Here is an 18,174-nt window from a genome sequence, read left to right as displayed (position 1 = left end):
GCATGACGTACCGATCGGCGGTGCTCGGGGTGGTCAGCGGCATGGTCCTGGCCATGCCCGCCGTCGCCGTGGCCCGGCCCGACGAGCCGCGAAAGGGGGGAACCGACTGTGTCGTCCAGTACCTGAACGAGCGCGGCGAGGTCATCAAGACCGCCACCGAGCCTGAGCGCACGGTGCACAGCCAGTTCCGCTGCGTCGGCGGGCAGTGGGAGTTCGCGTGGGCGCCATCCGACCGAGCGGACGCCATCACCGCCAGTGAAATCCAGATCGATCCGACCGGCAACGTCTCGGTCCGGCAGTTCGCGGGCTCCGCGTTGGCCGGCAAGCTCACGATGGCCGAGATCGCCGGCATCACCGCGGCCCTCACCGGCGAAAAGGAACTGATCATCGACCGCGCGGTCGTGGTGGTCGACGACGGCCGGAAACGAACCCCCGAGGAGATCGAGGCGCTCCTGGCGGGCAAGGACACCACCGGCGCCAAGGTGCTGAAGGTCGTGGACCGGCCCGATCCCGCGAAGACGATGGACGACATCATCGCCGACGTCGGCACGAAGGAGCCGACCGTGGTCTATCTGAGCTTCTGGGGCGCCATCAAGCGGGCCATCGCGTGGGTCGTCGGCGTGCTCGAAGAACTCGGTGAGGTGGTGCGGGACCACTGCCGCTTGGTGCCCGTGCCCGGGCCCAGCCTCAGCGTGGTGTTCACCTGTGAGTGGCGGTTCTGATGAGAGCAGCGTGGAAGGTAGCCGCCAGGCGGGCCGCGATCGTGGCCGCCGTGACGGCAGTCGCACTGGCGGTCGCCTCCGTTCCCTCGGGTGCCGTCGAAACCGTCGTCCCCACCGTGACGGTCACCGACCAGCCCGGTGCTCCCGGGCAGATGCTGTACGAGATGGAGCGGCTGACCGGCAAGCCCCTCGGTGGCCTGGACCAGGTCACGGCGGTCGAGACCGAGGGTAAGGGCCTGACCGTCGACCAGCTGATGGCGCTAGCCGCCGGCGACGATGTCAAAGGCGTCAAGCTGCTGGGCGTGATGCCGGGCGGCAAGGAACTCCTCAACACGACGATGGCCGACCTCGCCGACGGCAGGTACGACGGTTCCCCCACCGACGGGAAACCCACGTCGACCCTGGTCTTCGCCAACTCCGTTCCGGATGGCCGCGACTGGTGCACGACACTGTGCACCGATTACATGGGCAGGTGGATTTGCCCCCAGCCCGTCCGTAGCACGGGCCTCGACCTGTTCGGCCACACCACCTTGGGAGCGGCGAGGACGACCGCCGAGAAGGCCAGCGACGTGTCCCTCGAGGACCTGGAGATGGTGGAGGTTCTCGGCGGCGACAGCGAGCTGTCGGCGGCGGACGCCAGGCGGTTCTTCCTCGGCGGGCGCGTCGACTCGCTCAAGAGCGTGGCCGTGCTGAAGCAGCCGGATCCCGACTGGACCCTTGCCGACCTCGATCACAAATCCGGCGTGAAGTACGGGAAGACCAAGGCCCACATCTACACCTTCAAAGTTCCCTTCCTCGGGAAGTTCCTGATGCGATGCATCTCCCAGGATGGTGGGAAAACCTACGAGTGCTCGGCGAGCGTGTGGAACGGGTTCTAGCTGTCGTCGACAGCTGACCAATCTCGCTCTCCCCGATGGGAGTCCCGCGCGGCCGGACAGTCCGGCCGCGCGGGGCCCGTCAGCGTGGCGATCGGGTCTTCGGCAGGTCGAGCCGGTCGACGCGGCGGCAGTCGCGCTGGTTGCCGATGGCGTCGGGCCCCAGCCGGTCGAGCACCGACCGGGCCCGGTCGCGGCCCAGGTTCCAGGCGTACCACGGGTCCGGCTCGGCCAGGTCGTCGGCGATCCAGCTCAGCGTGCAGCGGCGTACCGGATCGGGCAGCGCGGCCAGGGCCGGCGTGGCGTCGGCGGAGAGGGCACGCAGGTACCAGGCGTCGATCCGTCCGGTCTGCTCGTACCGGGCCACGTTACGCTGGGCCGCGTAGTCTTCCGGATTGAGCACCGCCAACCCGAGCAGCATCGCCACCCCGAGCGCCGCGGCCAGTCGCGGGATCCACCCGCCACGCCAGCGTACGCCGGCCACCAGGATCATCAGGAAGACGGCACCGAGCAGCAGCTCGAACGCCATCACGAAGATCCGCTCACCGGTGAAGCTGTACACCTTTTGGTACGTGTACATCCGGGACAGCGCCGACACCACGATGACCACGCTCAGCGCGCTGAGCAGGCCGAGCAGGACCCGCAGCAGCACCCGGTCGAGCTGACGGTCCCGACGGGCCCACCGGGTCACCGCGCCGAGCACCGCCAGGGTCAGCAGGGTGACGACGACCAGTTGCCAGAAGCCGCTGCGGGCGTACTCGGCGTAGCTGAGGCCGGTGGTCTTCAGCACGTGCCGCTGCCCGCCGAAGAGGACGGTGAACTGCACCGCGACGAAGCCGCCGAACAGGAGCACGAGAGTGGCGATCGGCGGCGCCCACTCGACCAGGCCGAGGCGGCGGCTGGTGGGCCGGTCCAGCGCCGCCAGGTTCGGCGGCGCGGCGATCGTGTAGACGGCGGCCACCGCGACCAGGCCGCCCACGGCCGCGAGGAACAGCCAGCGGAACACGCCGCTGACGCTGATCTCCGGGATGACCGCACCGAGGACCCGGGAGAAGGCGGCGTCGGCGGAGGAGAGCAGCGTACCGAAGACCACCAGGACGACCACGGTGGCGGCGACCGACCAGACGACGCGGCGTGCGGCGCCGGGGCTGCCGGGCGCCCGGACGTGGGTACGCACCCAGGGCAGACCGCGGAACCCGGCGAGCGGGGCGGCGAACAGGCTGAACAGGATCGACCGGAGTCGTCGACCGCCGACGATCGCCAGTGCTGCGCAACCCAGCGCCCCGAGCACGCAGAACGTCACCAGCCACCAGGCGTTGCGGAAGCCGAGCACCGCGAGCAGCGCCAGGGCGCCGCCCGCCCAACCGGCCCGGACCCAGCGCTCGGCGCGGGGCAGCGCGTCGGTGTGGCGCCGTACCGCCATGGTGACGGCGGCGGTGAGCACCAGCCAGCCGAGGAACCAGCCGATGCCGGTGCGGCCGAGCGGCACGAACGCCGCCACGCCCAGCGCGCTGGCCAGGACGGCCAGTACGCTGCCCCGGTCGCCGCCGTCCGGCGCGGGTCCAGGCCACACCCGATCGAAGAACGACGGCGGTGGCGGTGGCCGCCGGAAATCGTACGGCGAGTGGGGCAGCCCGTAGCCAGGCGGCACCGGCTGCGGTCCGCCTGTCGCCGATACCGCCCCGGCCCCAACCGCCACCGGCGTTGTGCCCACCAGCGTTGTGCCGGCTGGCGTCGTGCCCGCTGTCGGCGTGCCGGCCGGCGTTGTGCCGGTTGGCGTTGTGCCGGCCGTTGCCGTGCGGGCCGGTGGCGTGCCCGCCGGCTTCGTCTCCACCGTTGCCGTGCCGGCCGGCGCTGCCGTCGTGTCGGTGCCGGCCCGTGGCGGTGCCGCCTCGGTGGCCCGCGGTGCTGGTGGCGGCGGCGTTTCGGTCCGCTGTGCCGGTGGCGTTTCGGTGGTCGGCTGTGGCGGTGGCGTTTCGTCGGCCCGCTGTGCCGGTGCCGGTGGGGTTTCGGTGATCGGCTGTGCCGGCGGGGGTGGTGCCTCGGCGGTCCGCTGTGCCGGTGGCGTCGCCTGCGCCGAGCCGGGGACGGGCACCGTGACCGTGATCGGCCGGCCGGGTCCCGCCGCCGGCACCGGCGGGGCTTGCGGGGTGGCGGCCGGCTCGGCGCCGGCCGCCACCAGCGGGAGGAAGATGGCGTAACCCCTGGTGCCGGGCGGAAGGGACACCGGAATGGCCCAGGCGGGCTGGTCGGCCGGACCGGGCCAGACGATGGGCGACAGCCCGGCGGTGGCCGGCATGACCAGTAGTTGTGGTGTCGTCTCCTCCGCCGTTGTGCCGGCTTCAGTGGGGACAGACATCTCGCCGGGGTCGCCCGTGCTCGGGGAACGCTCGGCGGGTGGCGGCTCCGACACCGCACCTCCTAGGTCGAAAGGCTGCCGTCACTCTAGGGCTGGCGGCCCGTTCGCGTTGCCCCCTGTCGGCGTCGGCGGTACCGCCGTGCCGGCGGGGTTGTTAAGAAGGGGCCCTTTTACTACGCGAGGCGTTAAAAAGGGGCCCTTCCTTGCGTCCTTCCTTGCGTTCTTACAGCTTTCCGTCTCCGGAGCCGCGGTCGTCGAGAGTCAGGGGGGTGCGGCCGTGCACGGTGTAGCGGAGGTGGGTGACCTGCGGGTCGGGCACGACGCGGGTGGGGGTCAGCTCGATCCCTTCGAACTCGTCGAGGCCGAGGTCGGCGTCGAACAGGCGCATCCCAGTGCCGAGCACGACCGGCACCACGTGCAGTTCCAGTTCGTCGAGCAGTCCGGCGCGCAGCACCTGCCGGACCAGGCTGCCGCCGCCGGCCACCGCCACGTCCTTGCCGCCCGCCGCGGCCCGGGCCTGCGCCACCGCGCTCTCCACGCCGTCGGTGACGTAGGTGAAGCTGGTGCCGCCCTGGCGTACCAGCCGTTCGCGGGGGCGGTGGGTCACCACGAAGACCGGGGCGCGGAACGGCGGTTCGTCGCCCCAGGGCACCTCACCGCCGTCGGCCATCCGGCGGCCCATCACGTACGCCCCGGCCGCGTCGAATGACTCCGCGATGATGTCGGAGTTGACGTCCTGTCGGCCGCCGGCGAATCCCTGCCGTTCCCGCCAGGCCATCGCCTCGGTGATCCACCGGGTCACCCGGAAGAAGCCGTGGCTTTCCGCCGACGCTATCCAGTCGCCGTCGCCGTCGTGCCGTGGGCCGGCGTAGAAGCCGTCCAGCGACACCGACAACTGCGCGGTCACCTTGGTCATGTCCGTACCTCCCGGATCCTGCGGCACCCACGCCGGGTGCCCGCTCACCGGTGGATCGGAGCCGGGCCGGTCGCTTCTACCGGAAGCTGTTGTGACCCCGATCACTCGCAGCGGGCGGCTCGGCGCAGCAGGTGCCGCCGTTCGGGTTCGCTGCCGGCGAGATCGGCCGCCTGCCGCCAGGTCGCTGCGGCGGCGGCCCGGTCACCGGCCAGCTCCAGCAGGTGTGCCTTGACGGCGTGCCGCCGGTGGTGCCCGGCGAGCAGGCCCGATTCCAGCCCGGCAAGCAGGGCCAGCCCGGCGGCGGGCCCGTGCACCATGCCCACCGCCACCGCCCGGTTCAGCGTGGCCACCGGGTTGGGGGCCAGCCGCTCCAGCAGCTCGTAGAGGGCGAGGACCTGCGGCCAATCGGTGGCCTCGGCACTCGGCGCCTCGGCGTGCACCGCCGCGATCGCGGCCTGCACCTGGTACGGGCCGGGCGGCGAGGTGGACAGGCTGTGCGTGACCAGTGCGCAACCTTCGGCGACGGCCGCCCGGTCCCACCGCCGCCGGTCCTGCTCGGCCAGCGGCACCAGTTCGCCGTCCGGGCCGACCCGGGTGGCGGCCCGCGCCTCGGTCAGCAGCATCAGGGCCAGCAGCCCCGTCGTCTCCCCGTCGTCGGGCAGTCGCTCGTGCAGGCGGCGCGTCAGCCGCAGGGACTGCCGGGTCAGGTCGGGCCGGAGCAGTTCGGGGCCGCTGCTGGCGGTGTAGCCCTCGTTGAACATCAGGTACAGCACTTGGCGGACCACCGCCAGCCGCGACCCCCGCTCCGCCGCTGGCGGCAGCACGAACCGGGCGCCCGCCTCCCGCAGCCGCTGCTTGGCCCGGAAGATCCGCTGCCCCATGGTCTTCTCGGGCAGCAGGAAGGCCGCCGCGACCTCGGCGGTGGTCAGCCCGCCCACCGCCCGCAGAGTGAGGGCCAGCTGCGCGGGGGCGGGCAGCGCGGGGTGGCAGCAGAGCAGGAACAGCTCCAGCAGGTCGTCGCGGGGCCGCTCGGCGTCGGGCGGCGGCGCGACCAGCGCGTCGCGCGGGGTGGTGTCGAGCACCGTACGCTCCCGGCGCGCCCGCGCGGCCTCGGTGCGCACCTGGTCGATGTAGCGGCGGCTGGCCACCGTGTGCAGCCAGCCCGCCGGATGCTCCGGTACGCCCTCGCGTGGCCATGTCTCGACGGCGGCGACCAGGGCATCCTGCACCGCGTCCTCGGCCTGGGCGAAGTCGCCGTGGCGGCGTACCAGCGCACCGAGCACCTGGGGCGCGAGCCGACGCAGCAGGTCGACGGCGGCCTCGTCGAGGCTCAGCGCTCTGCTCCGCTCGACGCCATCAGCGGCCACATCTCGATGCCGCCGGCACCGAACCGCAGGCCCGGGTACGACCGGGCGATCTCCAACGCCCGCTGCTCACTGCTGACGTCGACCACGAAGTACGAGCCGACGTACTCCTTCGCCTCCAGGTACGGCCCGTCGGTGACCACGGGAGTGTCGTCGACGACGCGCACCGCCCTGGGGCGGGTGTCGAGCCCTTGCGAATCCACCAGCTCACCGGAGGTGCGCAGCGTCTCGTTGAAGGCATCGACCTCGCCGATCAGGGTGGTCAGATCACCGGCGGGGAGGCTGCCCCAGATCTCCTCGTTGCCGTAGATCAACATCAGGTACTTCACGTGGCGCTCTCCAGCAGGGTCGTGGTGTCTGGCAGGGACCAGGATGACAGGCCCGTCGCGCGGCATCGTCTTGACATCGCCCCCACACTGGTTGCATGGTTAGTTACATGAGTAGCGAACCAGTGAGCCAGGTAGGCGAGCAGCCGTGATGGAGGATGGGCGGCCGATCTTCCTGCAGATCGCGGAGCTGCTGGAGAACTCGATCCTGGACGGGACGCTGGCCGAGGAGGGGCAGGTGCCGTCGACGAACGAGTTGGCGGCCTTCCACCGGATCAATCCCGCGACGGCCGCCAAGGGCGTCAACAAGCTGGTCGACGACGGAACGCTCTACAAGAAACGAGGCATCGGGATGTTCGTCTCCGCTGGCGCCCGCGCCAAGCTGCGCGGCCGGCGCCGTGACGAGTTCGCCCGGCAGTACGTCCAGCCCCTGCTGGCCGAGGCGCGCAAGCTCGGCATCGACCCGGCCGAACTCAAGCACATGATCGACACCTGGGAGGAGACCCGATGAGCCCGGTCGTCGTCACCGTCGCCGACCTCACCAAGCGGTACGGAGATGTCACCGCACTCGACGGGGTCAGCTTCTCGCTCGGCGAGAACCGGATCTACGGCCTGCTGGGACGCAACGGCGCCGGCAAGACCACCCTGATGCAGATCCTCACCGCACAGCAATTCGCCACCTCCGGCGAGGTCGCGGTCTTCGGCCAGCACCCGTACGAGAACGAGTCGGTGCTCTCCCGGATCTCCTTCATCAAGGAGAGCCAGACCTACCCGTCGAACCTGCGGGTGCACCATGTGCTGCGCGCGGCCAGCCTGGTCCATCCCCGTTGGAACGAGGAACTGGCCCAGCAGTTGGTCGACGACTTCCGGCTGCCGCCGCGACGCAACGTCCGCAAACTCTCCCGGGGAATGCTCTCCGCGCTCGGCATCATCGTCGGACTGGCCTCGCGGGCCCCACTGACCTTCTTCGACGAGCCGTACCTCGGTCTGGACGCCGTCGCCCGGCAGATCTTCTACGACCGTCTGCTGGCCGACTTCACCGAGCACCCCCGCACCATTGTGCTCTCCACCCACCTCATCGACGAGGTCAGCGACCTGATCGAGCACGTCCTGCTGATCGACAAGGGGCGGCTGCTGCTGGACGTGGAAGCGGAGGCGCTGCGCGGTCAGGTGCTCACCGTTGCCGGCCCGGTCGCGGCGGTGGACGAGTTCGCCCGGACCGGCGCCGAACTGCACCGGGCGCTGCTCGGCGGGACGGCCCGCGCCACCGTACGCGGCGACTTCGGTCCGGCCGACCACGACCGCGCCCGGGCCCTGGGCCTCGATTTGGAGGCCTCCTCCCTCCAGGACATCGTCGTGCGCCTGACCACCGCCACCAACGGCTCCGCGCCGTCCACCCCCGGTGTCACCCGCAAGGAGGTTCTCCGATGAACCGCGCCCTGACCGTCGCCCGACTGCAGTCCGTCGCCTGGCCCAGCGTGGTCGGCTGGTCCTGGGGAATCCTCGCCTCCAGCTTTCTGATCAACCTGGCGATCTTCGCCACGATCAGAGATGCCGATCTCGAACCCACCACCGGCGGCCTGGCCAGCATCTACATCGTGATGTTCATCGCCTGCATCAACGTGATCACCCAGGACTTTCCGTTCGCGATTGGGCTGGGCATGTCCCGTCGCAGCTTCTATCTCGGCAGCGTGATCCACTTCGGAGCGCAGGCGATCGGCTACGCGGGGGTGCTTTACCTGCTCTCCGTCCTCGAGGAGGCGACCGGTGGCTGGGGTGTCGGCCTGCGCTTCTTCGGCCTGCCGTTCTTCCTGGTGGAGAATCCGGTGCTGCGGTACCTCGCCTTCGCGATCCCGTTCCTGCTGCTCGGCTTCATCGGTTTCGCGATCGCGCTGGTGTTCAAGCGGTGGGGCGTCAACGGCATGCTCACCTTGGGCACCGTGGCACTGGTCCTGTTCGGTGGGGCGGCCGTCCTGGCGACCTGGCAGCGTTGGTGGGCGGCGATCGGCGACTGGTTCGCCGACCAGTCCGGAGGTGCCCTGCTGGTGGGCTGGCCGGCGCTGCTCACGCTGCCGCTCGCTGTCGCCAGCTGGCTCATCATCCGCCGCGCAACCCCTTGAAAGGAAGGGCCCCCTATTAACGCCTGGTGTAGAGCAGGGGCCCCTTGTTAACACCACGACGGGGCGCGTCGCAACGGGGGCGGCCCCTCCCGATCGGGTAGCGGGAGGGGCCGTACGGCACGGTGGCGGGATGCCGGCCACGCTGCCGTACGCGATCCCAGGCCGACCACGGTGACGGCGATTTCCGACACCGCGCCACCCTGGATCCGGGCGACAAAGCCACCGGCTTCCTATGCTCGACCCCATGGAACTGCGGATCTTCACTGAACCTCAGCAGGGTGCCAGCTACGACGATCTCCTCGCCGTGGCCCGCCGCGCCGAGGAAACCGGCTTCGGCGCCTTCTTTCGCTCCGACCACTACCTGAAGATGGGTTCGGTCAGCGGTGATCCCGGCCCCACCGACGCCTGGACCACCCTGGCCGGGCTGGCCCGCGACACCCGGTCCATCCGGCTCGGCACGCTGATGACCGCCGCGACGTTCCGGCTGCCCGGCCCGCTGGCCATCAGCGTCGCCCAGGTCGATCAGATGAGCGGTGGCCGGGTCGAGCTGGGCATCGGCGCCGGCTGGTACGACGCCGAGCACCGCGCGTACGGGATCCCGTTCCCTGGGCTGGGGGAGCGGTTCGACCGGCTGACCGAGCAGCTGGCGGTGATCACCGGTCTGTGGCGGACCCCGGCGGGCGACACGTTCGACTTCGCCGGCCGCCACTACCAGGTCAGCGACTCGCCCGCGCTGCCCAAGCCGGTGCAGCGGCCGCACCCGCCGATCCTGATCGGCGGGATGGGCGCGAAGCGTACGCCGGCGCTGGCCGCCCGGTACGCCGACGAATTCAACCTGCCGTTCGTCTCGGTGGACGACACGGTCGCCCAGTTCGGCCGAGTGCGCGCAGCGTGCCAGGCGATCGATCGGGACCCGGCCGAGCTGACCTGGTCCAACGCGCTGGTGCTCTGCTGCGGGCGGGACGACGCCGAGGTGGCCCGGCGGGCCGCGGCGATCGGCCGGGAGCCCGACGAGCTGCGCGAGAACGGGCTGGCGGGCACGCCCGCCGAGGTCGTCGACAAGATCGGCCGGTACGCGGAAGTCGGCAGCCAGCGCATCTACCTTCAGGTGCTCGACCTGAGCGACCTGGACCACCTGGACCTGGTCGCCGGCGAGGTGATGCGGCAGCTCTGAGGAGTCGCTCGCCGCCCCGGCCGCGGGTTCGCCGCCCCCGGCCGCGGGTTCGGTGTCTCGGTCGAGCGAGCCCGCCCAGGTCACCGTGTCAGTGGGCCGGGGCGTCCATGTGCCGGCTCACGATCGAGCGGGCACCTGTGCCGACCCGGGGCGGCGGGCCGGGAGTGGGCGGGGGTGCGGGTGCCGGTCCAGGCGCGGGGTTCGGCTGCGGGCCGGGCTGGCTGGCGCCCGCACCGCCCGGCAGACCGGCGTACGCTCCGGCCGGGCCGCTGGCCGGCTCCACGCCGATGCCGGTCGGATCGATCTCCTCTTCGGACGGGTAGACGTCGCCGCGAGGGGCGGGATCACGGTAGCTGCTCATCGGCGTAGGGTTCCCCGACAAAGCCGACGGTAACCGTCGGCGCGGAGAGGGGGATCGCAGTGTCGACGCACCGCAACTGGGCGGGCAACGTCCGCTACGCCGCCCGGGCGTACCACCGGCCGTCGTCCATCGACGATCTGCGCGAGCTGGTCGCCGGCAGCGACCGGGTCCGGGCGGTGGGCAGCGGGCACTCGTTCAACCGGCTCGGCGACACCACCGGGGACCTGGTCACCCTGGCCGGACTGCCGGCCACCGTGCGTTTGGACGAGCAGCGCCGGCTGGTCGATGTGCCGGCCGCGATGCGGTACGGAGATCTCGCGACCTGGCTGCACGAGCGGGGGTACGCCGTGGCCAACCTGGCCTCGCTGCCGCACATCTCGCTGGCCGGCGCGGTGGCCACCGGCACCCACGGCTCCGGCGAGACCATCGGCAACCTGGCCACCGCGGTCGCCGGCATGGAACTGGTGACCGCCGCGGGCGAACTGCTCACCGTGGACCGCGACGACCCCGACTTTTCCGGCATGGTCGTCTCTCTCGGCGCGCTGGGCATCGTCACCCGGCTCACCCTGGACGTGGTGCCCACCTTCGACATCCGCCAGTACGTTCACCTCGACCTGCCTCGCGCCGCGCTCGACGAGGCGCTCGGCTCCGCGTACAGCGTCAGTGTCTTCACCGACTGGCGCTCCACCCGCGGCACCCAGGTCTGGTGCAAGCAGCTGGCGGATCAGAGCCCGCCCCCGGCGGGCTGGCTCGGCACGACGGCGGCCGACCGGCCCTGGCATCCGGTGCCCGGAATGCCGGCGGTCAACTGCACCGAGCAGCTCGGCGTCGCCGGCCCCTGGCACGAGCGGCTGCCGCACTTCCGGCTCGGCTTCACCCCGAGCAGCGGCGAGGAGTTGCAGTCCGAGTACCACCTGCCCCGAGCCGTGGCCGCCGACGCGCTCGCCGCGCTGGACGAGATCGCGCACCTGATCGCCCCGGTGTCGCAGACCAGCGAGTTGCGCACCGTCGCCGCCGACGAGCTGTGGCTCAGCCCGAACCAGGGCCGCGACACCCTCGCCGTCCACTTCACCTGGATCGCCGACGCGGCGGCGGTGCTGCCGGTGGTGGCCGAGGTCGAGCGGGCCCTCGCCCCCTTCGCCCCCCGTCCCCACTGGGGCAAGGTCTTCACGCTCACCCCGGAGGCGATCGCTGCCACCTACCCGCACTGGCCCGACTTCGCCACCCTCCTGCACCGCCTCGACCCCACCGGCAAGTTCCGTACCGAGGAGCTGAACCACCTCTTCCCCAACTGACCGGTCTGCTTCCGCAGCCGCCGGTCAGGCGGTGAGTTCCCTGACGATCGTGCGCAGCGCCCGAATCAGATCCTGGGCGGACGGCACGCTGTCCGGGTCAATCAGCCACTGGGCCGCCAGACCGCCGAGCAGCGCCTGATGGACGGCACCCAGCTTCAGCGCGTCCGCCTCGTTCGCGGTGGGATCGAGGCGGTGGAATATCTCGACCAGCCCGAGGCGGGCCTGGTGATTGGCGGCGGCGAAGGCCGAGCGCAACTCCGGGGTCCGGTCCATCTGGGCGAGCAGCTCGAACTGGATGGCCCAGAGCGGCCGTAGCCGGGCGAACGAGTCGATGACCCGCGCCCAGGCCGCCTCGAACCGCTGCTCCGGCGGGTGAGTCGGCGCGTTGTCCGCCGCCAGCGCCTGTTGCAGCTCATCGCCCCACTCCGCCATCGACTCGACCAGCGCCTCGTTGAGCAGGGCTCTGGTGGTGCGGAAGTGGTAGCCGATGGCCGCCAGGCTGGTGCCGGAGGCGGCGGCGATGTCCCGGGCGGTGGTAGCTGTATATCCCTTCTCCAGCAGGCACCGCTTCGCGCCCGAGAGCAGGTCTTCCCGATTCCCCATGCCCGGCAGTCTATCCGAGCCTTTGAACAGATGTCTTGCACAAACGTCTAAAACGTTTGTACGCTACCGGCATGGCGAACATTCTGATCTCCGGTGCCGGCGTCGCCGGATCCGCACTGGCCTGGTGGCTGCGCCGACAGGGATTTCGTCCGACCGTCGTCGAGCGCGCACGCGAGCTGCGCGACGGCGGCTACAAGGTGGACATCCGCGGCGCCGCTCTCGAAGTGATCGACCGGATGGGCCTGCGCGAGCAGGTGCGGCGGCGCGACACCGGCATGCGGCTGGCGCGATTCGTGGACGTCGAGGGCCGCCAACTCGCCACCATGGACGCCCAGCTCTTCGGCGGCCGGGAGGGCGACGACGTGGAGATCATGCGTGGCGACCTGGCCCGGATCCTCGCCGGCGCCACCGACGACGTGGAGTACGTCTTCGGCGACTCGATCGCGACGCTGACCCCGACCGGTGACCGGGTCGAGGTGGCGTTCGAGCGTGGCAAGCGCCGGACGTTCGACCTGGTGGTCGGCGCGGACGGGCTGCACTCGACCGTCCGTCGGCTGGCCTTCGGGCCCGAGTCCGCCCACCTACGGCCACTCGGTCACCACATCGCGATCTTCTCCGTGCCGGCGGAACTGGGTGAGGAGGGCGTCGAGCTGATGCATCCGGCCCCGGGTCGCAGCGTCGGCGTCTACCGTACGGCCGGCGCAGCCCAGTCCCGGGCCCTCTTCCTCTTCCCCTCGCCGACGGACGAGCCCGACCACCGGGATGTGGCCGGGCAGCAGGCGCTGCTGGCGGAGACGTTCAGCGGGCTCGGATGGCAGGTGCCGCGACTGCTCGACGCGATGCCCGAGGCTCCGGACTTCTACCTCGACTCGATGAGTCAGGTGCGGATGGACCGCTGGTCGATCGGGCGGATCGGGCTGGTCGGCGACGCGGCGTACGCGCCGTCACCCGCGTCCGGGCAGGGCACCAGCGTGGGCCTGGTCGGCGCGTACGTGCTGGCCGCCACGCTGACCGAGGCGCAGGGCGACCCGGTGACCGGGCTCGCCGCCTACGAGCGGCGGATGCGCCCGTTCGTTTCGTTGAACCAGCAACTGGCCGAGCGCAACCTGAAGGGCATGGTGTTGGGCTCGGCGGCGCAGATCCGGTTCCAGACGCTGATGCTGCGGATGATGCCGCATCTGCCGGGACGGGAACGCCTGATCCGGCGAGTGACCGAGCCGATTCGGAAGGCGGCCACGGCGATCACCCTGCCGGAGGCGCCGGCCCAGGCTCGTTGAGCCGGCTAACGCCCGGCCACCTGGTCGCGCAGGTGGCTGCGTTGGACGGCGCGGCTGATGTCGCTGGGCGAGACGATGCCGACCAGGTGGCCCTCGGCGACCACCAGCGCCCGGCCGTCGGCGCACTCGCTGAGCCGGGGCAGCAGGTCGATCAGCTGCTCGTCGGGGGAGGCGAGCACCAGGTCGTCGGCCCGGCAGGCCACCGCCTCGAGCGTGGTGCTGGCCCGCTGATCGCTCGGGACGCCGCGTACCCGGTCGAGCGTGACCAGGCCGACCGGCCGCCCGTCCTCGGTGAGCGGCAGCGCCGTGTGCCGGTACGCGAACAGGTAGTTGTCGACGAAGTCGGCCACCGTCATTTCGCCCGAGGCGGTCTGCGGCTGCGGCGTCATCACCTCGGCGACCCGGAGCCCACGCAGCGCGCTGCCCATTCGCGCCTGTCGTTCCTCCAGGCTGGCGGCACCGATCAGGAACCAACCGATCAGCGCCAGCCATAGCCCACCGACGCCGGCGCCGGTGAGGAACCGCCACAGCCCGAACCCGATCAGCACCACGCCGAATATCCAGCCGGCCCGGGCGGCCACCACCGACGCCCGGGTCCGGTCCCCGGTGGCCTTCCACACCGCCGCGCGCAGCAGCCGACCGCCGTCGAGCGGCGCCGCCGGCAGGACGTTGAAGATCGCCAGCAGCAGGTTGATGCCGGCGAGCCAGGCCATCGCGCCCAGCAGCAGCCCGTGCACCCCGGCGAGACCGAGCAGCATCGCGATCGCCCCGAAGAAGACACCGATGATCAGGCTGACCAGCGGACCGATTCCGGCGATGCGCAGTTCCGCACCCGGGGTCCGGGCCTCGCCGCGCAACCGGGCGACCCCACCGAAGAGCCAAAGCGTGATGTCCTCGACGCCCAGCCCGTTGCGCTTGGCCACCACCGCGTGGGACACCTCGTGGGCGAGCAACCCCAGGAAGAAGACCACCGCCGCGGCCAACCCCGCGAGAAGGTACGCGACTCCCGACCGGCCGGGGTACGACCGGGGAAACAGGTTGGCCGACAGCCCCCACCAGATCAGCGCGAAGATGACCAGGACACTCCAGTTGACCCCGACCGGTACGCCCATGATCCGGCCGAGCCGGAAACTCGCCCTCATGTCTCGGTCATACCCCCGCAGCCGGTTCCCATGCCAGGGCGAAGGCCCAGATCAGCCGTCTGCCCCCACCACTCCACGTCCACGACACGCTCTGCTGCTTCAGACGACTCCGGGTAGGTGACTATTGTTTGCTGCGCATCGGAAGCCGGACCGGGCGAGAGGGATGGATGTGGCCAAGCTTGCCCTGACCGAGGCCGAGGCGGCGCTGTACGAGATCGTCGGGACCGGGACCTTCGTCCGTGCCCGGCAGCACCTCGAAGCTGGAGACCTGGTGAAGGTCCGGTGGGATGGCGCCGCCGGTCGAGGGGAATGCGGGCTCGCCGGCCGACGCGACAACTCGGTGACCGCGGCGGTGACCACGGACGCCGACGGCCGTATCACGGCGATGGACGGTTCGTGCACGTGCGGACAGGCCGAATGTGCCCACCCCACGGCGTTGATCCTCGCGGCGCTGCCCGATGCCGGTCGGCCCGATGCCGGCCGGCCCGCCGTCGCATCTCCCGCGCCGCCTCGGGTGCGTAAGGCGGCGAAGCAGGAGTGGGAGAAGGCGCTCTCCAAACTGGTACGCGATGTCACCGTGCCTTCGGTCGCCCCCGACCCGGAACCGGTGGGTGTCGGTCTGCAGTTCGAGGTCGTCCCGTCCAGCTCGGACGCCGACGGCTTCCGGGTGGCGCTGCGGCCGGTGGTGCCGGGGCGGACCGGCTGGATCCGTACCGGGATCAGCTGGTCGAGCCTGAGTTACGCGAACATCGGCAGATCCAAGCGGGTGGAGCGGCACCGCCGGCTGCTCAGCGAGATCGTGCGGCTGGCCGCCCCGGCTCACGACCCGTACGGCTACTACTACGGCGGGCACCGACAGGCCGTCTTCCTGGACGAGTTCGAGTCCCGGCGGATCTGGGACCTGCTGATCGAGGCCGACGAGGCCGGCTTGGCGCTCGTGCAGCCGGGCAAAAACCCTGCGCCGGTGGTGATCAGCAGGATGCCGGCCCGGCTCTCGTTGCGGGTCGACCGAGCCGAGGACGAACTCGTGCTGGAACCGGCGCTGTCGGCCGACGGCACGCCGATCCGAGCCGCGCAGCTGGCCTTCGTCGGTCAACCGGCGCACGGCGTCGCCTGGTGGGGAGAGCCGGATGCTGCCACGCCCCGACCCGGGAAGCCGGCATTGCGGCTGGCTCCGTTGGCCGGGCCGCTGTCGCGGGGCATGACACGGACGTTGTCCCGCCCGGCGATCCGCATTCCGGCCGCCGAGGAGGAGCGCTTCTTCGACCGGTTCTATCCGGACCTGCTCCGCCAGGTGGAGGTGCTGCCGGCCGGTCCGGCGGTCCGCCTCCCGGCGGTCGGTCCGGTCACGTTGGCGATGACGATGACTCCTGAGGCAGGACATCGCCTGCGGGTGGAGTGGGAGTGGCATCGGGTCGTCGGTGGCCGGCGTCATCCCGAACCGTTGCGGGCCGGTGGCCCCGACGCCCATCGCGAGGAGGTGCTCCGCCGGGCCGTCGAGCTGGTCGCCAAGCCGGCACCCGAACTCCTGGAACCGTCGCCGGCCGGGCCCCAGCTGGCCACCACGGCCACCGTCGCCGGCGACGCCATGATCCGTCTCCTCGGCGACGTCGTGCCGAGGCTCGCCGAGCTCGACGACGTCGAGGTGATCGCACCGCCGGACGCGGCGCTGCCCGACTATCAGGAGACGTACGAGGCGCCGGCCATCACCTTCGCGGGCGGCGGCGACTCCGACGAGCGCGACTGGTTCGACCTGTCGGTGCGGGTCAGCGTCGGCGGCGAGCCGGTCGACTTCGCCGAGCTGTTCGCCGCGCTCGCGCAGGACCAGCAATACCTCATTCTGCCCAGCGGCACCTATTTCGCGCTGGACCGTGCGGAGTTCCGCCAGCTCCGGGAACTGATCGCCGAGTCGCGCGCGCTTGCAGACGCCCCGCCCGGAAAACTGCGGGTCGGGCGGTTCCAGGCCGGGCTCTGGGACGAGCTGGCCGACCTGGGGGAGATCACCGGCCAGGCCGCCGTCTGGCAGCAGTCGGTGCGCGCGCTGAGCGAAGCGGACCCGGCCGTCGAGCAACCGGTCCCGTCGGGCGTACGCGCAGAGCTGCGGCCGTACCAGCGCGACGGCTTCCGCTGGCTGGCGACCCTGCACGACCACGGTCTCGGCGGAATCCTCGCCGACGACATGGGGCTCGGCAAGACACTGCAGGCGTTGGCGCTGATCTGCCACGCCCACGGGGAGCAGCCGTTTCTCGTGGTGTGCCCGGCCAGCGTGGTGGACAACTGGGCCCGTGAGGCGGCCCGCTTCACACCGGACCTGGTCGTCCGGGCGATCACCCAGACAGCGGCGCGGCGCGGCGACGCGCTCGGCGAGGCGGTGGCCGGGGCACAGGTCGTCGTCACCTCGTACACCCTGTTCCGGCTGGAGTACGACGACTACCGCACGCTCGACTGGGCCGGTCTGATCCTCGACGAGGCGCAGTTCGTCAAGAACAGCCAGTCCCAGGCGCACCGCTGCGCGAAACTGCTGCCGGCCCCCTTCAAGCTGGCGATCACCGGGACCCCGATGGAGAACAACCTCGGCGAGCTGTGGGCGCTCTGCTCGATCACCGCGCCGGGGCTGCTGCCGCGGGCCGACCGGTTCACCGAGTACTACCGCAATCCGATCGAGAAGGATCGCGACCCGGACCGGCTCGCCCAGCTACGCCGCCGGATCCGCCCGCTGATGCTGCGCCGCCGCAAGGCCGACGTGGTTGCCGACCTGCCGCCCAAGCAGGAACAGGTCCTGGAGATCGAGCTGGACCGCCGGCATCGGCGGGTGTACCAGGCGTACCTGCAACGGGAGCGGCAGAAGGTCCTCGGCCTCCTCGGCGACCTGGAGAGGAACCGCTTCGAGATCTTCCGGTCGCTCACCCTGCTGCGGCAGGCGAGCCTCGACGTCACCCTGGTCGACCCGAATCAGCGTGTGCCCTCGACCAAGCTGGACGTACTCACCGAACGGATCTCGGACCTGGTCGCCGAGGGCCATCGCAGCCTGGTGTTCAGCCAGTTCACCCGCTTCCTCGGCCAGGCCCGGCAGCGCCTCGAACAGGCTGGCATCGGGTGCAGCTATCTCGACGGCAGCACCCGCGACCGGGCCGCCGTGATCGACGAGTTCAAGCAGGGCATCAACCCGGTCTTCCTGATCAGCCTCAAGGCCGGCGGGTTCGGCCTCAACCTCACCGAGGCCGACTACTGCCTGCTGCTCGACCCGTGGTGGAACCCGGCCGCCGAGAACCAGGCCGTCGACCGGGTGCACCGCATCGGCCAGACCCGCAACGTCATGGTGTACCGGCTGGTCGCCAAGGACACCATCGAGGAGAAGGTGATGGCCCTGAAGGCGCGTAAGGCGGAACTGTTCGCCAGCGTCCTCGACGGCGGCGAGTTCGCGTCCGCCCAGCTCACCGCCAACGACATCCGCAGCCTGCTGGAATAGCCGCCGGCTGGACAATTCGTCGAGTACTGGTGCGACGGCCGGTCAAAATTCCTCCAGTTCATGCGGCGATTCCACGGTGATATCAACTTTCCTGATCTTGATATCTGGTTCCTTACTCCGGTGTTGAGGTAAGGAGGGGTCCATGGAACATGAAAGCCATCGACCGGGTCG

Annotated in this window: 16 protein-coding genes; 9 read left to right on the top strand and 7 right to left on the bottom strand. The window is 71.0% G+C overall.

The annotated features are described in order from the left end of the window. The first annotated feature begins 68 nt into the window (after positions 1-68). Together Vqi01_RS03905 and Vqi01_RS03900 are read left to right on the top strand one after the other, a co-directional pair. Positions 69-722, top strand: a complete 654-nt coding sequence (locus Vqi01_RS03905) for a hypothetical protein (protein WP_204033032.1) — start codon at positions 69-71, stop codon at positions 720-722. Next, entirely contained in the window at positions 710-1,600 is an 891-nt protein-coding gene (locus tag Vqi01_RS03900) for a hypothetical protein (protein ID WP_204033030.1), read from the top strand. Before Vqi01_RS03905 ends, Vqi01_RS03900 begins: the two co-directional genes overlap by 13 nt. Positions 1,601-1,679: 79 nt before the next feature. Here Vqi01_RS03900 and Vqi01_RS03895 read toward each other — a convergent pair whose 3' ends face one another. The 4 genes from Vqi01_RS03895 to Vqi01_RS03880 form a co-directional block, all read right to left on the bottom strand. Beyond that, a complete protein-coding gene (locus Vqi01_RS03895) occupies positions 1,680-4,010 on the bottom strand; it encodes a DUF4153 domain-containing protein (RefSeq protein ID WP_239098161.1) in 2,331 nt (776 codons plus the stop codon). A 169-nt stretch (positions 4,011-4,179) separates the two neighbouring features. Beyond that, the gene (locus Vqi01_RS03890) at positions 4,180-4,872 is read right to left on the bottom strand and encodes a dihydrofolate reductase family protein (RefSeq protein ID WP_204033028.1); all 693 of its coding nucleotides are present in this window, start codon (positions 4,870-4,872) and stop codon (positions 4,180-4,182) included. A 101-nt stretch (positions 4,873-4,973) separates the two neighbouring features. After that, entirely contained in the window at positions 4,974-6,239 is a 1,266-nt protein-coding gene (locus Vqi01_RS03885) for an RNA polymerase sigma factor (protein ID WP_239098160.1), read from the bottom strand. Next, on the bottom strand, positions 6,203-6,565 hold the full coding sequence (locus Vqi01_RS03880; RefSeq protein ID WP_204033026.1) for a YciI family protein: 363 nt from the start codon (positions 6,563-6,565) through the stop codon (positions 6,203-6,205). The genes Vqi01_RS03885 and Vqi01_RS03880 overlap by 37 nt, the downstream gene beginning before the upstream one ends. Before the next feature lie 148 nt (positions 6,566-6,713). Between Vqi01_RS03880 and Vqi01_RS03875 the strand changes: the two genes are divergently transcribed. From Vqi01_RS03875 to Vqi01_RS03860, 4 genes are all read left to right on the top strand, one after another. After that, positions 6,714-7,073 carry a GntR family transcriptional regulator gene (locus tag Vqi01_RS03875; protein ID WP_204033024.1) on the top strand — a complete coding sequence of 120 codons (360 nt, stop codon included), beginning with the start codon at positions 6,714-6,716 and terminating at the stop codon, positions 7,071-7,073. Beyond that, entirely contained in the window at positions 7,070-7,993 is a 924-nt protein-coding gene (locus Vqi01_RS03870) for an ABC transporter ATP-binding protein (RefSeq protein ID WP_204033022.1), read from the top strand. Before Vqi01_RS03875 ends, Vqi01_RS03870 begins: the two co-directional genes overlap by 4 nt. Continuing rightward, positions 7,990-8,682, top strand: a complete 693-nt coding sequence (locus tag Vqi01_RS03865; RefSeq protein ID WP_204033020.1) for an ABC transporter permease — start codon at positions 7,990-7,992, stop codon at positions 8,680-8,682. Before Vqi01_RS03870 ends, Vqi01_RS03865 begins: the two co-directional genes overlap by 4 nt. A gap of 244 nt (positions 8,683-8,926) precedes the next feature. Beyond that, on the top strand, positions 8,927-9,856 hold the full coding sequence (locus Vqi01_RS03860; protein ID WP_204033019.1) for an LLM class F420-dependent oxidoreductase: 930 nt from the start codon (positions 8,927-8,929) through the stop codon (positions 9,854-9,856). Between the two features lie 88 nt (positions 9,857-9,944). Here the strand turns inward: Vqi01_RS03860 and Vqi01_RS03855 are convergent, their stop codons facing one another. Beyond that, entirely contained in the window at positions 9,945-10,217 is a 273-nt protein-coding gene (locus tag Vqi01_RS03855; protein WP_204033017.1) for a hypothetical protein, read from the bottom strand. Between the two features lie 59 nt (positions 10,218-10,276). Here Vqi01_RS03855 and Vqi01_RS03850 point away from each other — a divergent pair, with 59 nt between their 5' ends. Beyond that, the gene (locus tag Vqi01_RS03850; RefSeq protein WP_204033015.1) at positions 10,277-11,512 is read left to right on the top strand and encodes a D-arabinono-1,4-lactone oxidase; all 1,236 of its coding nucleotides are present in this window, start codon (positions 10,277-10,279) and stop codon (positions 11,510-11,512) included. 24 nt (positions 11,513-11,536) lie between these two features. Here Vqi01_RS03850 and Vqi01_RS03845 read toward each other — a convergent pair whose 3' ends face one another. Further along, positions 11,537-12,115, bottom strand: a complete 579-nt coding sequence (locus tag Vqi01_RS03845) for a TetR/AcrR family transcriptional regulator (RefSeq protein ID WP_204033014.1) — start codon at positions 12,113-12,115, stop codon at positions 11,537-11,539. 71 nt (positions 12,116-12,186) lie between these two features. On the opposite strand from Vqi01_RS03845, the gene Vqi01_RS03840 reads away from it, so the two are divergent. Beyond that, on the top strand, positions 12,187-13,392 hold the full coding sequence (locus Vqi01_RS03840; protein ID WP_204033012.1) for an FAD-dependent monooxygenase: 1,206 nt from the start codon (positions 12,187-12,189) through the stop codon (positions 13,390-13,392). Between the two features lie 5 nt (positions 13,393-13,397). Here the strand turns inward: Vqi01_RS03840 and Vqi01_RS03835 are convergent, their stop codons facing one another. After that, entirely contained in the window at positions 13,398-14,534 is a 1,137-nt protein-coding gene (locus tag Vqi01_RS03835) for a site-2 protease family protein (protein WP_204033010.1), read from the bottom strand. 169 nt (positions 14,535-14,703) lie between these two features. On the opposite strand from Vqi01_RS03835, the gene Vqi01_RS03830 reads away from it, so the two are divergent. Next, the gene (locus tag Vqi01_RS03830; RefSeq protein WP_204033008.1) at positions 14,704-18,003 is read left to right on the top strand and encodes a DEAD/DEAH box helicase; all 3,300 of its coding nucleotides are present in this window, start codon (positions 14,704-14,706) and stop codon (positions 18,001-18,003) included. Positions 18,004-18,174 lie beyond the last annotated feature (171 nt).

This window comes from Micromonospora qiuiae, from assembly GCF_016863555.1.
GTDB classification, from domain to species: domain Bacteria; phylum Actinomycetota; class Actinomycetes; order Mycobacteriales; family Micromonosporaceae; genus Micromonospora; species Micromonospora qiuiae.
Note: the sequence above shows the minus strand (reverse complement) of the source record. Positions and strands in the feature narration are given on the sequence as shown.

Excerpts from the sequence above, each read along its gene's own strand:
- Vqi01_RS03870 (WP_204033022.1), top strand. The coding sequence starts at position 7,070 with ATGAGCCCGGTCGTCGTCACCGTCGCCGACCTCACCAAGCGGTACGGA.
- Vqi01_RS03890 (WP_204033028.1), bottom strand. The coding sequence starts at position 4,872 with ATGACCAAGGTGACCGCGCAGTTGTCGGTGTCGCTGGACGGCTTCTAC.
- Vqi01_RS03845 (WP_204033014.1), bottom strand. The coding sequence starts at position 12,115 with ATGGGGAATCGGGAAGACCTGCTCTCGGGCGCGAAGCGGTGCCTGCTG.
- Vqi01_RS03835 (WP_204033010.1), bottom strand. The coding sequence starts at position 14,534 with ATGAGGGCGAGTTTCCGGCTCGGCCGGATCATGGGCGTACCGGTCGGG.
- Vqi01_RS03855 (WP_204033017.1), bottom strand. The coding sequence starts at position 10,217 with ATGAGCAGCTACCGTGATCCCGCCCCTCGCGGCGACGTCTACCCGTCC.
- Vqi01_RS03860 (WP_204033019.1), top strand. The coding sequence starts at position 8,927 with ATGGAACTGCGGATCTTCACTGAACCTCAGCAGGGTGCCAGCTACGAC.
- Vqi01_RS03840 (WP_204033012.1), top strand. The coding sequence starts at position 12,187 with ATGGCGAACATTCTGATCTCCGGTGCCGGCGTCGCCGGATCCGCACTG.
- Vqi01_RS03865 (WP_204033020.1), top strand. The coding sequence starts at position 7,990 with ATGAACCGCGCCCTGACCGTCGCCCGACTGCAGTCCGTCGCCTGGCCC.
- Vqi01_RS03875 (WP_204033024.1), top strand. The coding sequence starts at position 6,714 with ATGGAGGATGGGCGGCCGATCTTCCTGCAGATCGCGGAGCTGCTGGAG.